Raw genomic sequence first — 24,253 nt, forward strand, 5'->3', positions numbered from 1 at the left:
CTTTTCTTATTTAGACAATAAAAAAATTAATAAGTTACTTTTTCGTGAAAATTATAATTAACACCAAGGCCAAATAATTCTCTAAATTGTACTTTAGAAGAAGAGTTGTCGTCTATAATTGTTTGGAATGTCATTTGCATTTTTATAGACTCGTTTACTTTAAAGTTTATATTTGTTTGATAATCAATATCAATATTGCCAACATTGGCTAGGTAATCAGAATACATTGTTAAGGTGTTTTCCATTTCAATGTTCTCCATTAAGGTAAATTTATAAAGTCCAGATAAGTTAAAACCTAAACCTAAAGAAATTGTCTTCCCTTCTTCAACTCCAAAATCTCCAGAAAATTGTTCACTAACAAAAATATATCTAGCAGTTGCTGGTGCAATATTTACATTTAGTTTATCAGATTTTTTCCAAAGCATCCCCGGACCGAAAGTTAAATATGCTGGAGAGAAAAATTCTGAAACTAACTCTTTAGGGTCTGAGCTATAATTAAAACCATCACTATATTGTGTTTTAAAATTAGTTAAAAAAGAAAGAAACCAGTATTTAGATGTGCTATAACCAAATAAACTATTTAGTTCAAATCGGTCGTCTGTTTTTTGTAATCCAGAGTTACTAACGTGGCTAATACCGTAGCCTGTTTTTAGAATATTATCCCAGTTTACATTATCTTTCTTGTAATTAAAATCATAATTGACACTGATATTACTTGCGATTGTATTTTGCCCTCCAGAAGCCCAATTAGAAAATGAAGATTGATTAAACAAAAAAGAGAACTTACCAAGAATACTCCATTTAGGAGTTGGTAGTTCTTCTTTTGCTTTTGTTTTAGTATTTTGAGCTGAAAAATGAATAGAAAATAAAGTTAATAAAAGGATTACAGCTTTTTTCAAAATATGATTAATTTATATATGGTTCAACAAAAATAAAATTATCTAGGACTAATCAAAATTATTTTTTTGATTTATACAGTGGTACAGTAGAACAAGCCTCGCCAAACATAATACTTTTAGCAATTGGTTGTAGCTTTTCTATTAAAAAAGCAAAAGCCGAATTTGGTATTGGTTTGTTAGAGCATCCTTTTATAATTACAGGAGCATCTGCAAATGTTTTAAAATCTAAAAAACTTATTAGTTCTTGATATATAGCAGTTTCTAATAATTCTAAGTCACCAATAACAACTTTATTAGCAAAAGGAGTTAGTTCTGCTGCTACTAACATAAATGCCCAAGAAGGAATGATAGCATCTGTAGAACAAGAAATTGCAACAAAAGAATTTTTGTATTGAGACCAATCGTGATTTTTAACGGATGTTCTAAAATCTTTTTCTTTTAATATTAACTCTTGAAAAAGCCAATCTTTAATATCAAACAAAACTCTATTTCCTTCAGGATAAATTTCTTCTAAATCAAAGGTTTTAAGTTTGCTATTTGCGACTCTATTTATTATTTCTTCTGCCATTTTTAAGTTTAAAAATTAAAAGGATTTATAGTTAAAAGTTATAAAAAAGAGCCTTCAACTATAAATCATCAACTATATTAAAGCATTCCTAATTCTAGTTTTGCTTCTTCACTCATCATGTCTTGTGTCCAAGTAGGATCAAAAGTAATTTCTACTTCACACTCATTAATCTGCTTTAAAGTTTTTATTTTATCTTCTACTTCTACAGGTAATGTTTCTGCTACTGGACAATTTGGTGATGTTAAGGTCATTAATATTTTAGCATTGTTTTCATCATTCACAAAAACATCATAAATTAAACCTAACTCGTATATATCTACAGGTATTTCTGGATCGTAAATTGTTTTTAAAACATTTACAATTTTATCTCCTATTTCTTCTAACTCTTTATCTGTCATCTTTAAAATCTTAATTCTATAATTTTGTTTGTTGTGCTATTGCGTACATTTTTATATGTTTAATCATAGAAACCAAACCATTTGCTCTTGTTGGAGATAAATGTTCTTTTAAACCAATTTCATCTATAAAATCTATATTGGCAGTTAAGATATCACCTGGTTTTTGATTTGAATATACGCGCAATAATAATGCCACAATTCCTTTGGTTAAAATAGCATCACTATCTGCAGAAAATTTAATGATATCATTCTCTAATTCTGAGTATAACCAAACTTTAGATTGGCATCCTTTAATTAAATTTTCTTCTAATTTATGTTCTTCATTAATAATAGGTAAAGATTTACCTAGCTCTATAATGTATTCGTAGCGTTCCATCCAGTCATCAAACATAGAAAACTCATCAATAATTTCTTCTTGTATTTCTTTGATAGTCATTTTTTAAACTTATTTTTGCGTTTTATAAAGAATACTTTTTGCAACTATTATGCAAAATTACTGATTAAATTTAAGAAATGAGCAAATTATTAGCAGTTGGTACTGTAGCATTTGATGCTATTGAAACTCCGTTTGGAAAAACAGATAAAATTTTAGGTGGTTCTGGTACTTATGTAGGTTTAGCCGCAAGTCAATTTGGTGTTAAAACAGGAGTGGTTTCTGTAGTTGGTGGAGACTTTCCGTCTTCTTATATAGAAATGATGAACTCTAAGGGGATTAACACAGATGGAATAGAGGTAGACAAAGAAGGAAAAACTTTTTTTTGGAGTGGTAGATATCATAATGATATGAATTCTAGAGATACTTTAGTTACAGAACTAAATGTTTTAGAAACTTTTGCACCGGTTGTACCAGAAGATTTTAAAGATGCAGGTATTGTTATGTTGGGTAACTTACATCCGTTAACGCAAGCTTCTGTTTTAGATCAAATGGTAGAAAGACCAAAATTAGTAGTTTTAGATACTATGAATTTTTGGATGGATATTGCTTTAGATGATTTACATACGGTTTTAAAAAGAGTAGACGTAATTACTATTAATGATGAAGAAGCTCGTCAGTTATCTGGAGAATATTCTTTAGTAAATGCTGCAAAGAAAATTCATAAAATGGGACCAAAGTATGTAGTTATTAAAAAAGGAGAACATGGCGCTTTGTTATTTAACGAAGGAAGAATGTTTTATGCACCAGCTTTACCATTGGCAGAGGTTTTTGATCCAACAGGAGCAGGAGATACTTTTGCAGGAGGTTTTTGTGGGTATTTAGCAAAAACAGATGATGTTTCTTTTGATAACATGAAGAATGCTATTATTTATGGTTCTAATTTAGCTTCTTTTTGTGTAGAAAAATTTGGAACAGAACGTATGGAAAGTCTTACAGCTGATGAGGTTAAAAAGCGTTTATATGGCTTTAAAGCCCTTACCCAGTTTGAAATATAAATAAAAATTATAAAAATCCGCGTTTAAAAATGCGGATTTTTTATTACAACAACATAACAACAAAAAATTTAAAAACAATGAGTGACGCTATTAAGCATGAATGTGGAATTGCACTTGTTCGATTAAAAAAGCCCTTACAGTTTTATAAAGACAAATACGGTACTGCATTTTACGGAATTAATAAAATGTATTTATTAATGGAAAAGCAGCACAATCGAGGACAAGATGGGGCAGGTTTTGCAAGTGTAAAATTTAATATAGAACCGGGTACCAGATATATTAGTAGGGTTCGTTCTAATAAACCACAACCAATACAAGACGTTTTTGCACAAATTAACGAGCGTCTAAATGGTGTTTTAGAGCAAAATCCTGATAAAAAAGATGATGTAGATTGGCAAGAACAAAATATGCCATACCTAGGTAATTTATTTTTAGGGCATGTTAGATATGGTACTTTTGGTAAGAATAGTATAGAAAGTGTACATCCTTTTTTACGCCAAAGTAATTGGAAACATAAAAACTTAATTGTTGCTGGTAATTTTAACATGACAAATTCTAATCAGATATTAGATGAGTTAATAGAATTAGGTCAGCATCCAAAAGAATTTACAGATACGGTAACTGTAATGGAAAAAATTGGTCACTTTTTAGAAGATGAAGTTTCTAAATTGTACCAAGAAGCTAAGAAAAAAGGTTTTAATAAAAAAGATGCTTCACCTTATATAGAAGAAAATTTAAAACTAAAAAAAGTATTAAAAAGATCTTCTAGAAATTGGGATGGAGGTTATGCAATGGCTGGTTTAGTTGGTCATGGAGATGCTTTTGTATTAAGAGATCCTAACGGAATTAGACCAACTTATTTTTATGAAGATGACGAGGTTGTAGTTGTAGCATCAGAAAGACCAGTAATACAAACTGTTTTTAATGTTAAGATAGAAGACGTACAAGAATTAGAAAGAGGGCATGCATTAATTATTAAAAAAAGTGGTAAAACATCTATTAAATTAATAAACAAACCACAAGAAAATTTAGCATGTTCTTTTGAGCGCATTTATTTTTCTAGAGGAAGTGATGCAAGTATTTACGAAGAGCGAAAAAACTTGGGAAAATATGTTTTTCCTAAGATTTTAAAATCGATTAATAGTGATGTTTCTAATACGGTTTTTTCTTACATACCCAATACCGCAGAAACCTCTTTTTATGGAATGACAGAAGCTGCTGAAGATTTATTAAATCAGCAGAAAACAGCAAAAATATTAGCAGGTGGCGGTAAGTTGTCTGCAGAAAGAGTTACAGAAATTTTATCTGAAAGAGCACGTTTTGAAAAAATAGCAATTAAAGATGCTAAATTAAGAACATTTATTGCGGATGATAACTCTAGAGATGATTTAGTAGAACATGTTTATGATATTACTTATGGTGTTGTAAAACCTACAGATAATCTTGTTATTATTGATGATAGTATTGTGCGTGGAACAACGTTAAAGAAAAGTATTATTAAAATTTTAGATAGATTAGGACCTAAAAAAATAGTAGTTGTTTCTTCTGCTCCTCAAATTCGTTACCCTGATTGTTACGGAATTGATATGGCAAGAATTGATGCTTTTATTGCTTTTAAGGCTGCCTTAGAATTGTTAAAGGATACAGATCAATACCACATAGTAGATGAGGTTTATAAAAAGTGTAAGGAACAACAATCTAGATTAGATGTAGATATTATAAACTATGTAAAAGGAATTTATAGTCCTTTTACAGCCGAAGATATATCTGCTAAAATTGCAGAAATGTTAAAAACAGAGGATATAAAAGCAGAGGTTGAGGTTATTTATCAATCAATAGAAGGCTTACATAAAGCTTGTCCGGATAATTTAGGAGATTGGTATTTTACAGGAGACTATCCTACGCCAGGCGGTTGTAGAGTAGTAAATGAAGCATTTATTAACTTTTATGAAGGAAACAATAAAAGAGCTTATTAATTATAAACTATTGTTATTAAAAAACTAAAAAAACACTTCGAAAGAAGTGTTTTTTTAGTTAAAATAGAAAGATGTTTTTATTGATTTGTAAAATTTCTCAAATCTCTGTTAGCTCCGTATATTACTAAAATATCATTTTCATAAAGAACTGTGTTGGGTGATATTACACCTTGTACTTTTTCTTCGTTTTTAGTTTTTCCAACAATTGTTTTTACAGTAGTTTTTTTAATAGTTGTAAGGGCTAAAATATTGTATTTTCTACGAAGTTGCATTTCTCTAATACTTTTACCGATGTATTTTTTAGGTATACTAACTTCAATGATACTAAAATCGTTACTTAATTCAAATGAATCTACTACGTTGGTTAAACATAGTTTTTTAGCCCAACGTTCTGCTGATTCTTCTTCTGGGTGTACAATTTCTTCGATACCAATAGCGTTTAAAACTTTTTCATGCAAAGGGTTTATGGCTCTACTTATTAGACGTTTTACTTGAAAATTTTTAAATAATGCCGTTGTCATAACATTTGCTCCTTGATCTTGTCCAAAAGCAATGATAACAATATCGGTATCATTTAAAGGTAAGCCAGAAACGGTAGATTCATCCGTAGCATCCATACAGATAGTGTGGGAGATTCTTTCTTTATACAAGTCTACTTTAGCCATATTGTTGTCTATCCCTATAACCTCGTTTCCTTGTGCGGTTAATTTCTCAGCTAAAGGGGCTCCAAAATTTCCTAGGCCTACAATAATATACTTCATATTTTTAGTTTATTGTTATTTCTTCACTTGGATAGCGATAATTTTTATGTTTAATTTTTTTGAAAATAGCCACAGTTATAGAAAGCATACTTACCCTTCCTATAAACATAATAGTAATTAGAACTAATTTACTTGCTGTATTAAAACTAGAAGTTATTCCTAAACTAAGCCCAACTGTACTGTAAGCAGAAAAACTTTCGAAAGCAATGTTTAGTAAACCGAGTTCTGGGTTAAAATAGGTAATTAATATAATACCAAGACCAATTACAAGTAAAGAAAGGGATATGGTAGCAAATGCTCTTTTTACAGAAATTTCAGCAATTTCTCTCCTATAAACCTCTATTCTACTTTTACCTTTTGCTAAACTAAAAATGTTTAAGATAGCAATAGCAAAAGTACTCGTTTTAATACCTCCACCTGTAGAAGCAGGAGAAGCGCCAATCCACATTAGTAAAAAAGTAATCATTATGGTTGGTGCTGCTAAAGCAGTCATGTCTACAGAATTAAAACCAGCTGTTCTTGGTGTTGCAGCAATAAATAAAGCATTAACTAATTTACCAAATAAAGAGTGTTCTTCTAGTGTATTATGGTATTCTATAATTAAAAAAAGGACAAAAGCAATAAAGGTTAATGATAAGGTGGTAACAAGGTTTATACGACTATTGATGTTAAGTACCCAAGGTTTGTAAGTCTTTTTCCAAGATTGAAAACGGAAAAAATTAAGTATTACATGCTTTGTGTAATTTACAAGATTAACTACAATAGGAAAACCTAAACTTCCCATTACAAAAGTGGCAATAATAACAAGTTGTAATGGGTAATTAAAACGAAAGCCTGTTTCATAAATACTATTACTAAGTGTAGAAAAACCGGCATTACAAAAGGCAGATATTGCATGAAAAATTGAAAAAAATATTTTGTCAGCAAAATTACTTATTAATTCTGTGTCTAATGAAAAATAGATAAATAAAGCTGCTGTAAATTCTACGGTTATGGTAATTATAATAATGTTTTTTAAGGTGTCAAAAACACTTCCTATTTTTTGAGAATTCGTCATTTCACTCAATGTCAGCTGGTTTTCATAGGTAGTTCCTCCTTTAAAAAAATAACTAAAATAACTTGCAAAGGTTAAAATACCCAAACCGCCTATTTGAATAAGAATAAGAATGATAGATTGCCCAAAAAGTGTAAAATAAGTAGCTGTGTCAACAACGATTAAACCAGTAACACAAACAGCACTTGCAGAGGTAAAAAGAGCATCTATAAATGTTAAACCATTGTAAGTTGCTTTAGGTAATAAGAGTAAAAGTGATCCTAAGAAAATAATTGTTAAAAAACTTAAAATAAATAATTGTGCAGGATTAAGGTAAACTCTGTTTAGGTTTAATTTTAATTCAGAAAATTCTCTAATAAAAGATAAAATTACAGCAAATATTAACCACATAGGATTTTCTAGTACTAAATCTGTTTTAAACGCTTCTCCTACAAAAAGATACATGTAAAAAATGTAGAGTGTGTAGGCCACAGAAATAAAGTCGAATATTGCTACATTTTTTTTTAAATGATGAGGTTTTTCTACATATCTAACAAACGTAGAAATTAACCCAAGAGTAATTACAATAAAGTAAAAACCATCTATAATTTGTTGTGTTAGGGTAGTTTGATTGAATCCGAAATGAAAAATAAAAGCAAGCATACCAATAACACTTGCCCAAAATGCTATTCTATTTATTTTTTTTAAAGGAAAATTCATTCCAAAAGTATTTATTTTGTAACACTATTGTTTTGCTTAATTTCAATTCTTAAAAAGTTATATTAGAATCTATTTATATAAAAATACACAGTTTGTAGTAGAAGTATAAGTTTATAAAAGTGATGATAAAGGTAGTTGTTTTTATGATGAAATATCTTTTTTTAATAAAAAAATAATCAAGTTTAAAATGTTAGATAAAAAAAAGCACTCTAAAAATATTAGAGTGCTTTTCTGTTTTTAAAAATTAAATAAGTGTATTATTTAGCTTCTGCGTAACGTTTTTCAACTTCATTCCAGTTAATAACTTTAAAGAAAGCATCAATATAATCTGGTCTTCTGTTTTGGTAGTTTAAGTAGTATGCATGTTCCCAAACGTCTAATCCTAAGATAGGAGTTCCTCCACAAGTAACCCCTGGCATTAAAGGATTGTCTTGGTTTGGTGTAGAACAAACTTCTACTTTACCACCTGGTAAAACACATAACCAAGCCCATCCAGAACCAAACTGAGTTGCAGCAGCTTTAGAAAAAGCTTCTATAAATGCTTCTTTAGAACCAAAAGCAGCTTCAATAGCATCTTTTAATTCTCCAGATAAATATCCTTTATCTTCTGGGTTCATTACAGACCAAAATAAAGAGTGATTAAAAAAACCACCTCCATTATTTCTAACAGCACCATTACTCATATCTAAATTAGTAAGAATATCTTCTATAGATTTTCCTTCTAAATCTGTACCTTCTATTGCAGCGTTTAATTTTGTTGTATATCCGTTATGATGTTTTGTGTGATGAATTTCCATCGTTTTTGCATCAATATTTGGTTCTAATGCATTATATGCGTATCCTAATTCTGGTAGTTCAAAAGCCATAATATTTTTATATTTTATTAATTAGTATAATATTTATATCTGTAAAATTAACCATTTAATAATAGTTTTACAAGAGTTTTGCCCTTCGATAATTTATAACTGTATAAATAAGATTTATTCTCCAAAAGTTTTCATGAATTGTTCAACTTTTTCTACCATATTTTTACTTCCACATATAAAAGGAACTCTTTCATGTAGTTCTTTAGGTTGTATTTCCATAATTCTATTATACCCATCTGAGGCTAAACCACCAGCTTGTTCTGCTAAAAAAGCCATTGGACTACATTCATACAACAAACGTAATTTTCCCTTTGGATTTTTAGATCCTTTAGGGTACATGTAAATTCCTCCTTTTATCATATTTCTATGAAAATCAGAAACTAAAGAACCAATATATCTACTTGTATAAGGTCTGTCTCCTTCTTCTGCCTGGCAATATTTTATATACATTTTAATTCCTGCAGGAAAATCTAAATAATTTCCTTCGTTTACAGAATAGATGCTTCCATTTTCTGGGAATTTCATATCAGGATGTGATAAATACCAACTACCTAAAGCTGGGTTTAATGTAAAACCATTTACACCATTTCCTGTAGTATATACCAACATGGTAGAGGTACCATAAACAATATAACCTGCAGCTACTTGTTGGTCTCCAGGTTGTAAAAAATCTTGTAATTCAACAGGTGTTCCAACAGGAGTAACTCTTCTAAAAATAGAAAAAATGGTACCAACAGAAACGTTAACGTCTATGTTTGATGAACCATCTAAAGGATCCATAAGAACAACATATTTATTTTGATGATTCTCATCTTTACTATTAATAATAATAAAATCGTCTTCTTCTTCACTCGCTATTCCACAAACAATATTTCTATCTGTAAGCGTTTGTATAAAGATTTCATTAGCATAGACATCTAATTTTTGTTGATCTTCTCCTTGAATATTAGTGTCCCCTGCAGCTCCAGTAATATCTACCAAACCGGCTTTATTTACTTCGTGGTTTACAACCTTCCCCGCTAATCTTAATGAATTTAGTAATCGAGATAATTCTCCTGATGAATACTTAAAGTCGCTCTGATTTTCAATAATAAATTCTCCTAAAGTTTGATTTTTTTTTGCCATTATTAAAGTTGATAATTAAACATTTAACAAATATCTAATTTTTTTAACTATTTACAGCTTTTTTTTTCAATCGATTTCGCTGTATTGTTAAATAATTTTAAACAAATCAAAAATAACTGTGAAAAATCTTTAAATATTTTTAACAGGTTTCAAAAAAACTATCTTTGACCAAAATTTTAAAGATGGATTTTATAGTAAGACTTGGCGAAAAAAAAGATATGCAATCTGTATTCGATTTAATTACAGAGTTGGCTGTTTTTGAAAAAGAACCAGATGCAGTAGAAATTACTGTAGAAGATTTAGAAAGAGACGGTTTTTCTAAAAATCCAAAATTTAAAGTTTTTGTAGCTGAACAAGCAAATAATATAATTGGTATTGCTTTGTTTTACGAACGTTTTTCTACGTGGAAAGGAAGAACAATACATTTAGAAGATTTAATAGTTACAAAAGAGAAACAGAAAATAGGAGCAGGTAAAGCCTTGTATACTGCTGTTTTAAAATATGCACACGAAAATAATTATAATAGAGTTGCTTGGGAAGTGATTGATTGGAACACCAATGCAATAGATTTTTATAAAAGTACCGGAGCAAATTATTTAAATGATTGGTCTGTAGTGCAAATGGACAAAGAAGGATTAGCAAAATTTATTGAAAAATAATTAGAATGAAGATTTTTAAATTTGGAGGAGCATCTGTAAAAGATGCAGCAAGTGTAAAAAATATTACTCAAATTTTACAAAGTGAAGGAACGGAAAATACAGTAGTTGTAATTTCTGCAATGGGTAAAATAACAAATGCTTTTGAAGAAGTAATAGAAGCTTATTACAATAAAACAGACGAGTTATCTGCTAAATTAGGTGTTATAGAAGATTTTCATAAAAATTTGATGAATGATTTGTTTGATGAAAATGATGAAATTTACAAAGAAATAGATATTCTTTTAGGAGAATTAAGTTGGTTTTTGGCAAGAAATACATCACAAAGATATAATTATGTATACGATCAAATAATTTGTTTTGGAGAGCTTTTATCAACCAAAATAGTTAGTGCTTACTTAACAAAGATAGGTGTAGATAACAATTGGTTTGATGTAAGAAACTATATTAAAACAGATAGTAATTATAGAGATGCAAAAGTAGATTGGGATTTAACACAAGAACTTATAAGTAAAAAAGTAGACAGTTCTAAATTAAATATTACACAAGGTTTTATTGCGGCTAATGATACTGAAAACACGACAACTTTAGGTAGAGAAGGTTCTGATTATACAGCGGGTATTTTTGCTTATTGTTTAAATGCAGAAAATGTAACTATCTGGAAAGATGTTCCGGGTGTTTTAAATGCAGATCCCAGAGTGTTTGAAGATACCACTTTGTTAGAACAAATTTCTTATGAAGAAGCTATAGAAATGGCTTTTTATGGCGCTTCTGTAATTCATCCAAAAACATTACAACCATTAGAAAGAAAAGAAATTCCGTTATTGGTACGTTCTTTCGTAAACCCAAAAGAGCTAGGTACAAAAGTTTCTAAAGGAACAAGATTAGTGCCTTATATTCCTTGTTTTATTGTAAAGAAAGATCAGATTTTAGTATCAATTTCTGCATTAGATTTTTCATTTATGGTAGAGAATAATATTAGTTATATCTTTCAAAAACTACACGATTATCAATTAAAAGTAAATTTAATACAGAATTCTGCTATTAGTTTTTCTGTTTGTATTGATAATAAATTTAATAAGTTCGATGCTTTTTATAATGAGTTAAAAACTCAGTTTAAAATTGATGTTCAAAAAGAAGTAGATCTTTATACAGTGCGTCATTTTGATGATGAAGCTATAAGTAATATTGAGGCAAAAGGAGCGTCTTTATTAACTCAAGTAAATAAAGAAACAATTCAGATAGTTTTAGCAGCAAATTAATTATTGCTTACCCGTTTTTTTAGTATTTTTGCAGTTGGTTCTAATTAAAAATTATGGCATTAGTAACATCTAAAGAAATATCACAAGTAATTGGTTTACAGAAGATTGGATTTCTTGGTACGTTTGTTGGATGGGTATTATTAAGAGTACTTCGTATTTCTAAAATCAATAAAATATATGATAAGAACAAGAGTAAGAAAGATTTAAGTTTTTTAAATGGTGTTTTAGATGATTGTGAGATTAAATTTGAAATTCCAGAAGACGATTTAAAAAGGATTCCTAAAGACGGGGCATTTATTACTATTTCTAATCATCCTTTAGGAGGAATTGATGGCCTTCTTTTATTAAAATTGTTAATAGAAAAAAGAACAGATTACAAAATAATTGCAAACTTCTTACTGCATAGAATAGAGCCACTAAAGCCTTATGTAATGCCTGTAAATCCTTTTGAAACAAGAAAGGATGTAAAATCTAGTGTTGCTGGTATTAAAAATGCGTTGCAACATTTAAAAGAAGGGAAACCTTTAGGTATTTTTCCTGCGGGTGAAGTTTCTACTTACAAAGATGGAAAACTAAATGTAGATAAACCTTGGGAAGATGGTGCTGTTAGGTTAATAAAAAAAGCAAACGTACCTGTAATCCCTATTTATTTTCATGCTAAAAATAGTCGGCTTTTTTATTTTCTGTCTAAAATTTCTGATACTTTAAGAACTGCAAAATTACCTTCGGAAGTTATGTTTCAAAGAGGTAAAGTAATAAAAGTAAGAATAGGAAACCCCATTTCTGTAAAAGATCAAAATGAGTTTAAAGAAATTTCTACTTTTTATGAGTTTATTAGAAAGAAGACTTATATGTTGGCAAACCCTTTTCAAAAGGCTAGCAAATTAATTTCTACTCAAAATATCAAAATTAAAAAATCCGTAAAAAAAATAACTCCTCAAAGAAACAAGGATTTATTTATTAAAGAAATAGATGCTTTAAGAAAAGCGGATGGTAGACTTTTAGAAAGTAAAAATTACGAAGTGTTTTTTGCTAGCGCAAAAGAAATTCCGAGTCTGTTACACGAGATAGGTAGGTTGAGAGAAATTACATTTAGAGAAGTAGGGGAAGGAACCAATAAAGAAATTGATTTAGATAAGTTCGATAAATATTACCATCATTTATTGTTGTGGGATAGAGAAACCAAGTGTTTAGTGGGTGCTTACAGAATGGGAGTTGGTAAAGAAATTTATCAAAAATATGGTATTAATGGTTTTTATGTTCAAACATTGTTTAGAATAGAACCAGAACTACATCAAATGATGGAGCACACCATAGAAATGGGTAGAGCTTTTATTATTGGCGAATATCAACAAAAACCAATGCCATTATTTTTACTATGGAAAGGGATTGTACATGTTACATTACGTTACCCAGAGCATAAATATTTAATGGGTGGTGTTTCTATTAGCAATCAGTTTTCAGACTTTTCTAAGTCTTTAATGATTGAGTTTATGAAATCTCATTATTACGATCCTTATATTGCACAATACATTTATCCTAAAAAAGAATATAAGGTAAAACTAAAAGACGGCGATAAAGATTTTGTGTTTGATGCAACCAAGGCAGATATGCAAAAGTTTGATAAAATTATCGACGAAATAGAACCAGGAGCACTTAGAATACCTGTTTTAATTAAGAAATATGTAAAACAAAATGCACGTTTGGTGGCTTTTAATGTAGATCCTAAATTTAATAATGCTGTAGATGGATTAATGTACATTAAAGTTTCTGATATACCAGAAAGCACGGTAAAACCTGTTATGGAAGAATTTCAGGCAGAGTTAGAGCGTAAAGCTTCAGAACTAAACAATGGTTAAAAGTCTTTGTATCAGTAATTATCTTTTGGTTTTTTTGTAAAAAGATAAATATTACGTATTTTTGTGCTGTATGTAAAAGTTAAAAATACATACATTTTTTTCCCTCGATTTTTTATAAAAAATATTTATAGGTAATAAATGTATCTATATGTGCATTCTCCCTCTTTTATTTTTTAATGAATAAAAACAAAATTAAAAAAATGAGTTTTTATTTTGACCTGTGCTTTGTTTCCGTTAATCTATAGAAAGTATCATTTCAGCGTTTTTATTCATAAATAATAATTTTAAAGAATTCTTTTTGTACTTAAAATATTGCATCAATATTTTAAGATTAATTAAAAGATTCATTTTTTAATAAAGAAATAATAGCTACTATGAAAACCATAAAAGTAAGAAATTTTAAATTAGAATCTAATGTTATTTTAAATCTATTCCTTCTAAAAAAGGAGTTAATGATTTTAATAATATCATTATTTACTTTTTTAAATTTAAATGCGCAATGTGGTTCTGGTGCTACATTAAACTCAAATCAGTCTTCTGGGTATCTTTTTCCAGCGGGTGTTACCAGTGTTTCTGGTAATATAACTATTAGCGGTACAGTTGATTTTGCAGACGGAGCTATACTTTGTATACCTACAGGTAATAGCTTAACTATTAATGCAAATATATCATCAACTACAGGGTATGATATTACAATGATAATTGATGGAGAGCTTGAATTTCAACAAAACCCAAGTTTTGATGCTAACGTAGATTTGCAAATAAGTCAAACAGGTTTATTAACAGTAACTAATACAATCACTTTTTCAGGTGAAAGTGTTATTTATAATGAAGGTACTATAGATGTTGGTCAAAATTTTCAACTATATTCTTTGTCTAATAATGAGTTAGATAATTTAGGTACAATGTCAATAGGAGGTAACCTTAATGCTAATGTTACAGGGCCAACTTACATTAGAAACCAAGATGAAATGACAATAGATCAAAATTTTCAGCTTAATGAAGAAGCTGTATTAACTAATTGTGGTATAATTACATCTGGTAATAGTTTTAATCAAAGTGGTGCTAAAGTTGTAAACACTGGGGTTTTTAATGTTTCAAGTGGAGCATTAAGTATGGGTAATGGTACACCTGTTTTTGAGAATTACGGAGAGCTTCTTGTAACAGGTTCTATAAGTTTATCAGGAGAGCTTTATACAGAGGGTTATACAGAAGTTAGTCAGCAAATACAAGGTACAGGTAATATAACAGGTCCTATAACAGCAGCAGCAAAAACCGGCTATGTAAAAATAGGTTCAAATTCTAACATAAATGGTAGTATAGGCCCTAATTTAGATTTAAGTGGTAGTGGTAGTTTTACTGTACAAAACGGAGGAACAATATCTTCTACTGTAACCTACAATTGCCAAAGCAATGGTACGTGTAATTACCCTTTAGATATAACAGAAGATTGTGCAGATCTTGATGGAACAGTACAAACAATAGATACAGACGGAGATGGTATTGCAGATAATATAGATATAGATGATGATAACGATGGTATTTTAGATACAGAAGAATACAATTGTAATAATCAAACACTTGTTTGGAGTAATCATTTTGATGAAGGTAATAGTCAGAATACAGGAGATGATCCAACAACTGCAACTGCTAATCCAGCTTTAAGTTTTGATGGTGTAGATGTAACAATTACAAGACCAAGTACTAACACAACAGGTAATTGGAAAATTGAAAATTCTTACCCAACAACTAATACTAACACATATTCTTATGTTTGGAGACAAACTTCTGTAGCTGATGGAGAAACTGTAAATGTGTTTAGTTTTTCTAGATCTGTTAATGATTTATCTTTTACAGTTTATGATTTAGATACTGATGCTACTTATACCGATGAAATATATATAGAAGTTGTCTCAGAAGGGGCAACTTATATAATGTCTGCTGCAGATTATACTCTTAGTGGTAGTATCACAAATTCTGCAGACAATACTTTTACAGGTGGAGGAAGTAATGAAGATATGTCAATTAATTTTTCTGTTCCTGTAGAAAGTGTAGCTATTTATTACAGACAAGTACAAGATAATAATTTGTCAGGGAATCAAGCAATAGCAATAGGAGATCTGTCTTTCTGTGTGCCACAAGATACAGACGGAGATGGTATCCCTAATTATTTTGATTTAGACTCAGATAACGATGGTATACCAGATAATATAGAAGCACAAACTACAACAGGTTATATTGCACCAAGTGGTAATGATGCAGATAATGATGGTTTAGATGATGCTTATGAATCTACAGGTATAACACCAGTAAATACAGACGGTAGTTTAACAAATTCTGATAATGTGCCAGATTATTTAGATTTAGATGCCGATGGAGATGGTATTTATGATATAGAAGAATCTGGTAGCGAACTTGCAAATGATGGTGCCGGAATGGTTACAGGAACTGTAGGAGAAAACGGATTGGTAGATGATATAGAAACAGGAGATACAGATAACGGTTATACAGATGTAAATGGAGAATATGATGACATTCAAACAGATAATTTTTCAGATTTAGATGAAGATGTTAATACTGGTGGAGATGTAGATTATAGAGATGATCAAACTAGTATAGATACCGATGGAGATGGTATACCAGATGATGTAGATGTAGATGATGATAATGATGGTATTTTAGATGTAGATGAAGGTTTAACTTTAATTCCGTGTCCTGATATAACAATTCCAGCTGATAGAGGATTTGCTATAGATTTAAATAGTGGCGTTGACGATGCAAGTGATGCAATTGATGATAATAATAGTACTTATGCTGATTTTAATAGAGATGAGTATATAACAATTATTTTAAGAGAAGATGAAGAAATAGTACCTGCAGGTACTATAATTAGTATAGTAGCAGGAAGGTATGGTAGCAATAGCAGCACTAATGATATTATGGAAGTTTTTCAATCTTCAGATGGGTCTAGTTTTAATAATACTGTAACATACTCATTTAATAATAGTAATGCCTTTTCTACTGCTTCATATACATTATCGTCAGATGCTACACATATTGCAATCCAATTTGATAGATCAAGTGGACAAGGAGGGGGGAGAAATCTTAGGGTTTATGATGTTTCATATGATAGTTTTACAATACCTTGTGATGATGAAGAATATGAATCTACAGATTCAGATGGAGATGGTATCCCAGATCATTTAGATTTAGATTCAGATAATGATGGTATTCCAGATATTGTAGAAGCAGGAGGTGAAGATACAGATGGTAATGGTATTGTAGATAATGTTTATGAAAATGGTACACTTTTATACGATAATAATGAAGATGGTTTAGATGATCGATATGATTCTGATGAAGGAGGAAATGATATCGCAAACCCAGATACAGATGGAGACGGAATACCAGATTACTTAGATTTAGATGCAGATAACGACGGTATACCAGATGTGATAGAAGCAGGCGGAACAGATGCAAATGGAGATGGTAGAGCCGATAATTTTACAGATACCGATAATGATGGTTTTAATGATGTTGTAGATGGAGATGTAGGTAATGATGGCACTTCAGAAAATTCATCTAATGCTTTAATTTTAACAGGAGAAGATAGTAATAATGATGGAACACCAGACTTTTATCCAAATGGAGATGCCGATGGAGATGGAATTCCAGATTATATAGATTTAGATGCCGATAACGATGGAATTCCAGATGTGGTAGAAGCAGGCGGAACAGATGCAAATGGAGATGGTAGAGCCGATAATTTTATAGATACAGACAATGATGGATTTAATGATGTATTAGATGGAGATCCAACAAATGCATTAGCAGTAGGAGTAGATACAGATGGCGCAAACACTTCGGATGCTTTAATTGTTACAGGAGCGGATTCAGACGGAGATGGAACACCAGACTCTTATCCAAATGGAGATACCGATGGCGATGGTATTTTAGATCAATTAGATTTAGATGCAGACAACGATGGTATTCCAGATGTAGTAGAAGCAGGAGGTACAGATACAAATGGAGATGGTAGAGCCGATAATTTTACGGATGCAGACAGTGATGGATTTAATGATGCTGTAGATGGAGATCCAATAAATGCATTAGCAGTAGGAGTAGATACAGCAGGTACAAATACAGCCGATGCATTAATTGTTACGGGAGCGGATTCAGACGGAGATGGAACACCAGACTCTTATCCAAATGGAGATACCGATGGCGATGGTATTCTAGATCAATTAGATTTAGATGCAGACAATGATGGAGTTCCAGATGTAGTAGAAGCAGGTGGAACAGATGCAAATGGAGATGGTAGAGCCGATAATTTTATAGATGCTGACAATGATGGATTTAATGATGCTGTAGATGGTGATCCAACAAATATATTAGATGTAGGGTATGATTCTGATGGGGCAAATACAGACAATGCTTTAATTGTTACAGGAACTGATGGTGATAATGATGGAATACCTGATACTTATCCAAACGGAGATACCGATGGTGATGGTATTTTAGATCAATTAGATTTAGATGCAGATAATGATGGAATTGCAGATGTAGTAGAAGCAGGTGGAACGGATGTAAATGGAGATGGTAGAGCAGATAATTATATAGATGCTGACAATGATGGATTTAATGATGATGTAGATGGAGACCCAACAAATGCATTATCCACAGGAACAGATACAGCAGGAGCAAATACAGCAAATGCATTAATCACTTCAGGAGCAGATGCAAATGGAGACGGAACACCAGATACTTATCCAAATGGAGATACCGATGGCGATGGTATTTTAGATCAATTAGATTTAGATGCAGACAACGATGGTATTCCAGATGTAGTAGAAGCAGGCGGAACAGATGCAAATGGAGATGGTAGAGCCGATAACTTTACAGATGCAGACAATGATGGATTTAATGATGATGTAGATGGAGATCCAACAAATGTATTAGCAGTAGGAACAGATACAGCAGGTACAAATACAGCCGATGCATTAATTGTTACGGGAGCGGATTCAGACGGAGATGGAACACCAGACTCTTATCCAAATGGAGATACCGATGGCGATGGTATTTTAGATCAATTAGATTTAGATGCAGACAACGATGGTATTCCAGATGTAGTAGAAGCAGGCGGAACAGATGCAAATGGAGATGGTAGAGCCGATAACTTTACAGATGCAGACAATGATGGATTTAATGATGATGTAGATGGAGATCCAACAAATGTATTAGCAGTAGGAACAGATACAGCAGGTACGAATACAGCCGATGCATTAATTGTTACGGGAGCGGATTCAGACGGAGATGGAACACCAGACTCTTATCCAAATGGAGATACCGATGGAGATGGTATTTTAGATCAATTAGATTTAGATGCAGATAATGATGGAATTACTGACGTAATAGAAGCAGGAGGTTTAGACTCTGACCGTGATGGAGTACATGATAGTTTTACAGATGTAGATAACGATGGATTTAATGATACTGTAGATGGAGATCCAACAAATGCATTAGCAGTAGGTGCAGATACAGATGGTTCAAATACATCTAATGCTTTAATTTTAACAGGATCTGATGATGATAATGATGGTGCACCAGATACATATCCAAACGGAGATGCAGATGGCGATGGAAATTTAAACCATATAGATATAGATGCAGATAATGATGGTATTCCGGATAATATTGAAGGGCAGACCTCTCTTAATTACATAGAACCTAGTGGTGTTGCAACAGATATAACTGATATTAATAATAATGGAGTTGATGATAATTATGAAAACGGAGGTAATATTGGTGTAAACCCAGTAAATACTGATGTAGAAACTGATACTATTCCAGATTATTTAGATTTAGATTCAGATAATGATGGTGTTTTAGATATTCAAGAAAACGGAGATTCGGACAATTTAGTGCTAGGAACAGATACTGACGGAGATGGATTAGATGATGCTTTTGATGATAATGACGATTCTAGTATTTTAGGATCTACAGTAAATGATGGATTGGGTAGTGGAAATAAGGTGTCTGATGCTACTAGTTTAGAAACTGCTTATGGAGATGTAGACGATGACTTTAATCCTGGTAATGGAGATTTAGATTATAGAGATATATTAGACACAGATAATGATGGTATTCCAGACAATGTTGATTTAGATGATGATAATGATGGTATTTTAGACACAGAAGAACGAGGCTGTACTTCAGTTTCTCTTCTTACAGATGGTATAATTGATTCTTCTGGTTTTGGTACTGCTGCATATATAAATGATGGGGCTGTTACTGCAGACCAAGGGTTTGCTATGAATAATACTGGTCATTATTTTATTTTAGATTTAGGGCAAGTATACGAATCAGGAACTACAATTAAGTTTGATATTTGGGGAAATAGCACAGCAACAAGAACTGTAGTAACATCAGAAAGACCTTCAGGTACATATTCAAGTAGTAATTTAATAAATTCACAAACAAATGCTGTTAATGTAAATACTTTAGCAGACTATAGTTATACTACAGAAAGTGCTACACAATATATACAAGTAGATATGGTTGCTAGAAGTGGTGGTAGAACAGAATGGGTAGAAGCTACTATAACTTTAGATTGTAGTTTTGTATCTATAGATTCCGACAATGATGGTATTCCAAATCATTTAGATTTAGATTCTGATAATGATGGTATTCCAGATTTAGTTGAAGCTGGTGGTGAAGACATAGATGGAAATGGGTTAATAGATGATATTAATACAGATGGTACATTAGTAAATGATACAGATAATGATGGTTTAGACGATCGTTACGATACAGATAATGGAGGGACAGCAATTGCAAATCTAGACACAGATGGAGATGGTATAAAAGATTACTTAGATTTAGATGCAGATAATGATGGTATTCCTGATGTTGTAGAAGCTGGTGGTACAGATGTAAATGGTGATGGTAAAGCAGATAATTTTGTAGACACAGATAATGATGGTTTTAATGATGTTGTTGATGGTGATGTTGGTAATGATGGAACTGTAGAAAATACAGCAAACGCATTAATCGTTACAGGAGAAGACACAGATAATGATGGAGTACCAAATTCATATCCAAATGGAGATACGGATGGTGATGGTATTCTAGATCAATTAGATTTAGATGCGGATAACGATGGAATACCAGATGTAGTAGAAGCAGGAGGAACAGACGAAAATGGAGATGGTAGAGCCGATAATTTTGAAGATGACGATAACGATGGATTTAATGATGATGTAGATGGAGACCCAACAAATGCATTAGCTACAGGTACGGATACATCAGGAGCAAATACAGCAAATGTATTAATCACTACAGGAGCAGATGCAAATGGAGATGGAAAACCAGATACTTATCCAAATGGTGATTTTGATGGAGATGGTATCTTAAATCAATTAGATTTGGACTCTGATAATGATGGTATTTTAGATGTAGTTGAAGCTGGAGGTATAGATACAGATAGAGATGGAATTGCTGATAACTATACAGATGGAGATAATGATGGGTTTAACGATACTGTAGACGGAGATCCTATAAATGCATTAGCGGTAGGTGCAGATACTGCAGGAACTAACACAACTAATGCATTAGTGGTTACTGGATCTGATGAAGATAATAATGGAGCGCCAGATGCATATCCAAATGGAGATTCAGATAATGATGGAGATTTAAATTTCTTAGACATTGATGCGGATAACGATGGGATTCCTGATAATATAGAAGGACAAACAACAATTGGATATATTGCTCCGTCAGGAATAAATATTACAGATGTTAACGGTAATGGAGTGGATGATAATTATGAGAGTGGTACAACTATTGGCTTAAATCCAGTAAATACAGATATAATAGCAGATAACATTCCAGATTATTTAGATTCTGACTCAGACAATGATGGGATTCCAGATATTGAAGAAAATGGAGATGTAAACACACTTTCTGGAAATGATAGTGATGGTGACGGTTTAGATGATGCTTTTGATGATAATGACGATTCTAGTATTTTAGGTTCTACAGTAAATGATGGTTTAGATCCAAATGATAATACTATTACAGATATTAACTCTTTAATAAACTCTTTTGGAGATGAAGATGGAGATATTTACATAACTGGAGATTTAGATTATAGAGATACTACAACAGATGGAGTACCAATGATTACCCAGGTTTATCAGTATGGAGATGAGCGTTGGATTGAGGTAACAAATATTAGTAAAACAAATACTATCGGTGCTAACTTGATTAATATTCAGTTATACAACTCTAAAACAGGAGATCAAACAGGTGTTATGCCAGATGTAACCTATACTGTTGAATCTGAATTAGGAGTTGGTCAATCTGTTATTATAGGAAACGGTACAAATAATATTACCAATATAAATAGTGGTGCTGTATCTGTAACAAATTTAGCTTTAACAAATATAGAAGGAGCAAATGATATCATTACTTTATCAAGAACAACAGATGCAACATCTTATGAATACAGGTACGATGTAATAGAATCTTTTTCTGACAATACCTCTTATGTAAGAATTGATGAAACATTAGAGCCAAATATAACTTACACGGATAGTGAATGGGTTGTTTTTGTAGACGATGCTTTAAATCCTTATAGAACTTTAGAGAATGGTAGTCCAGAAAGACATCCACATGATCCATTAATCTCAGAAATAGTAAGTTCTAATTCAGAAGCAAATTCTCAATTAGGATTACACAGAATAGATATAACAACAAGAGAAAGTGGTAATGTTTGGTCTAATGGTTTTCCAGATAGGTCTCGTTTTGTGGTTATTGATAACGATTACAGTCATACAGGTAGCAGATTTAGTGCAAGAAAATTAACGGTTAATACAGATAAAAAATTAGCAGTTACAGATAGTTTATTAGTTGTAACAAATAACATTGTATTAGATGGAGAGATTAGATTGGTAAGTACAGACAGTACAAATAAGGCACAGTTGGTACAAACACATACCTCCCAGAGTCTAATTGCAGGTACAGGAGGGTTGTTAATCGATCAAAACTCAGAAGTACCAAGTTTGTATAGATATAATTATATGAGTTCACCAGTAATTAGTAACTCTATTAGTAATGATTATAGTTTACTAGATGTATTGAAAGACGGAACAATAGCAACTAATTTTGAAGGAACTATAAATACTGATATCGCAAAAGATATTACTTGGATTGGTGGTTATGATGGTAACTTTACTCAAAGTCCAACAGGAGCGATAGAATTAGCCGATTATTGGGTGTATACCTTTTCGCCTAGTGATGCTGGACGCTCTAATTGGTTACACAAATATAATAGCGGTAGAATTGGTAGAGGAGAAGGTTATATTTTTAAGGGACCAGGAAGGGCTCAAAACTATACTTATTATGGTTTGCCAAATGATGGAGTCTTTAATACACCATTATCGATTACTGGAGATCAAGAATATTTGATAGGAAATCCTTATGCATCTGCTTTAAATGTTAATAAATTTATAGAAGACAATATAAATTCAACTACAGGTTCATTGTATTTCTGGGAACATCACGAAAGTGCTATTGGAGAAGGAGAAGGAATTGACGGTCACATTTTTGCAGGGTATATAGGTGGTTATGGAGTTAGAAATAGGTCTATGGGCTTAGCTGCAAATAGTGAGGCCCACAATAGTAATGAGAACAATGGTACTTCTGGGCTTGGACAAGGTTCTTACCAAGTTCCAGGGCCATATGTGGCCATAGCACAAGGGTTTATGATTGTTGGAGATGTCGATGGAGGAGATGTTGAATTTAACAATAGTCAAAGAGAATATATTACTGAGGAAACAACAGAATCTGTATTCTTTAAAACTGAAGAAACAAATGGTAAAACAGAAGTAAAAGATGAATCAGATTTATTACCAATAATTAAATTAGGATTTGGTTATAAAAATGAAGATGAATTATTGTTACACCGACAGTTAGGGATTTCTTTTAAAGAAGGTAACTCATTTGAGTTTGATAAAGGATATGATGCAGAAGTATTTGATTCTGGAAATACAGATATTTATTGGAAGTTGCCTAATGATGATATGAAATATGCTATTTTAGGTGTACAAGCAATTACAACAGCTTTGGAAATTCCGTTAGAAATTGTAATGGGTTATTCAGGAGATATTACTTTAACGGTTGATGAAATGCAAAATGTACCAGAAAATGCGTTTATTATAGATAAGTTAACAGGAGTTTCTTATCAAATAATAAATAATGTTGTTACATTAACATTAGATGCAGGAGTTTATTCTGATAGATTTGTGTTAGGCTTTAAAGAGGATACAGTATTAGGTGTAGAAGATGATATTTTAAGTACAACTTTAAGTATTTATGCAGATAATACAAACAATAAAATAGTTCTAAACAAGCAAGAAGATTTAATTGTAAGTACTGTTCAACTTTACAATGTTTTAGGAGAAAAAGTAAGTATTTGGAAAATAGATGAGCAAAAGAACTCTTATGAGTTTGATGTAAAAGAATATTTACCTACTGGTGTGTATATTGTAAAAGTAAATAGTAATAAAGGCTCTTATAATAAGAAAGTTGTAATAGAATAATAATACTTATTCTAATAAGTAAAAAAAGAGCCATCAAATATATTGATGGCTCTTTTTATTTGTATATAACTAGCAGTACTCTTAGAAGGTATGAAAAA

14 protein-coding genes are annotated in these 24,253 nt (G+C 31.3%); 6 read left to right on the forward strand and 8 right to left on the reverse strand.

The window, feature by feature from the left end:
• Window positions 1-26 precede the first annotated feature (26 nt).
• From ACJJVY_RS12005 to ACJJVY_RS12020, 4 genes are all read right to left on the reverse strand, one after another.
• The gene (locus tag ACJJVY_RS12005; protein WP_405608843.1) at window positions 27-899 is read right to left on the reverse strand and encodes a DUF3078 domain-containing protein; all 873 of its coding nucleotides are present in this window, start codon (window positions 897-899) and stop codon (window positions 27-29) included.
• Window positions 900-957: 58 nt separating this feature from the next.
• Window positions 958-1,467, reverse strand: a complete 510-nt coding sequence (locus ACJJVY_RS12010; RefSeq protein WP_405608846.1) for a DUF2480 family protein — start codon at window positions 1,465-1,467, stop codon at window positions 958-960.
• 77 nt (window positions 1,468-1,544) lie between these two features.
• Entirely contained in the window at window positions 1,545-1,865 is a 321-nt protein-coding gene (locus tag ACJJVY_RS12015) for an SUF system Fe-S cluster assembly protein (RefSeq protein ID WP_405608849.1), read from the reverse strand.
• A 16-nt stretch (window positions 1,866-1,881) separates the two neighbouring features.
• Window positions 1,882-2,301, reverse strand: a complete 420-nt coding sequence (locus tag ACJJVY_RS12020; protein ID WP_405608852.1) for a SufE family protein — start codon at window positions 2,299-2,301, stop codon at window positions 1,882-1,884.
• Window positions 2,302-2,378: 77 nt separating this feature from the next.
• Between ACJJVY_RS12020 and ACJJVY_RS12025 the strand changes: the two genes are divergently transcribed.
• Together ACJJVY_RS12025 and ACJJVY_RS12030 are read left to right on the forward strand one after the other, a co-directional pair.
• The gene (locus tag ACJJVY_RS12025; protein WP_405608855.1) at window positions 2,379-3,296 is read left to right on the forward strand and encodes a PfkB family carbohydrate kinase; all 918 of its coding nucleotides are present in this window, start codon (window positions 2,379-2,381) and stop codon (window positions 3,294-3,296) included.
• A 77-nt stretch (window positions 3,297-3,373) separates the two neighbouring features.
• Entirely contained in the window at window positions 3,374-5,272 is a 1,899-nt protein-coding gene (locus ACJJVY_RS12030) for an amidophosphoribosyltransferase (RefSeq protein ID WP_405608858.1), read from the forward strand.
• Window positions 5,273-5,349: 77 nt separating this feature from the next.
• On the opposite strand, the gene ACJJVY_RS12035 is transcribed toward ACJJVY_RS12030, so the two are convergent.
• The 4 genes from ACJJVY_RS12035 to fbp all read right to left on the reverse strand — a co-directional run bounded on the left by ACJJVY_RS12035 (window position 5,350) and on the right by fbp (window position 9,777).
• Complete coding sequence (locus ACJJVY_RS12035; RefSeq protein WP_405608861.1) at window positions 5,350-6,033, reverse strand: potassium channel family protein; 684 nt, start codon at window positions 6,031-6,033, stop codon at window positions 5,350-5,352.
• Window positions 6,034-6,037: 4 nt separating this feature from the next.
• A complete protein-coding gene (locus tag ACJJVY_RS12040; protein ID WP_405608864.1) occupies window positions 6,038-7,786 on the reverse strand; it encodes a TrkH family potassium uptake protein in 1,749 nt (582 codons plus the stop codon).
• Window positions 7,787-8,043: 257 nt separating this feature from the next.
• On the reverse strand, window positions 8,044-8,652 hold the full coding sequence (locus ACJJVY_RS12045; RefSeq protein WP_405608867.1) for a superoxide dismutase: 609 nt from the start codon (window positions 8,650-8,652) through the stop codon (window positions 8,044-8,046).
• 114 nt (window positions 8,653-8,766) lie between these two features.
• Window positions 8,767-9,777: a class 1 fructose-bisphosphatase gene (gene fbp / locus ACJJVY_RS12050; protein WP_405608870.1), complete on the reverse strand. Its 1,011-nt coding sequence runs from the start codon at window positions 9,775-9,777 to the stop codon at window positions 8,767-8,769.
• Between the two features lie 182 nt (window positions 9,778-9,959).
• Here fbp and ACJJVY_RS12055 point away from each other — a divergent pair, with 182 nt between their 5' ends.
• From ACJJVY_RS12055 to ACJJVY_RS12070, 4 genes are all read left to right on the forward strand, one after another.
• Complete coding sequence (locus ACJJVY_RS12055; RefSeq protein WP_405608873.1) at window positions 9,960-10,436, forward strand: GNAT family N-acetyltransferase; 477 nt, start codon at window positions 9,960-9,962, stop codon at window positions 10,434-10,436.
• Between the two features lie 5 nt (window positions 10,437-10,441).
• Window positions 10,442-11,695: an aspartate kinase gene (locus tag ACJJVY_RS12060; RefSeq protein WP_405608876.1), complete on the forward strand. Its 1,254-nt coding sequence runs from the start codon at window positions 10,442-10,444 to the stop codon at window positions 11,693-11,695.
• Window positions 11,696-11,748: 53 nt separating this feature from the next.
• Window positions 11,749-13,554 (forward strand): GNAT family N-acyltransferase, encoded by a 1,806-nt coding sequence (locus tag ACJJVY_RS12065; protein WP_405608879.1) that lies wholly within the window; start codon window positions 11,749-11,751, stop codon window positions 13,552-13,554.
• Between the two features lie 452 nt (window positions 13,555-14,006).
• Window positions 14,007-24,155, forward strand: a complete 10,149-nt coding sequence (locus ACJJVY_RS12070; protein ID WP_405608882.1) for a T9SS type A sorting domain-containing protein — start codon at window positions 14,007-14,009, stop codon at window positions 24,153-24,155.
• The last annotated feature ends 98 nt before the right edge of the window (window positions 24,156-24,253 follow it).

Origin of the sequence: Polaribacter sp. Asnod1-A03, assembly GCF_045063585.1 — a bacterium.
Classification (GTDB): Bacteria; Bacteroidota; Bacteroidia; order Flavobacteriales; family Flavobacteriaceae; genus Polaribacter.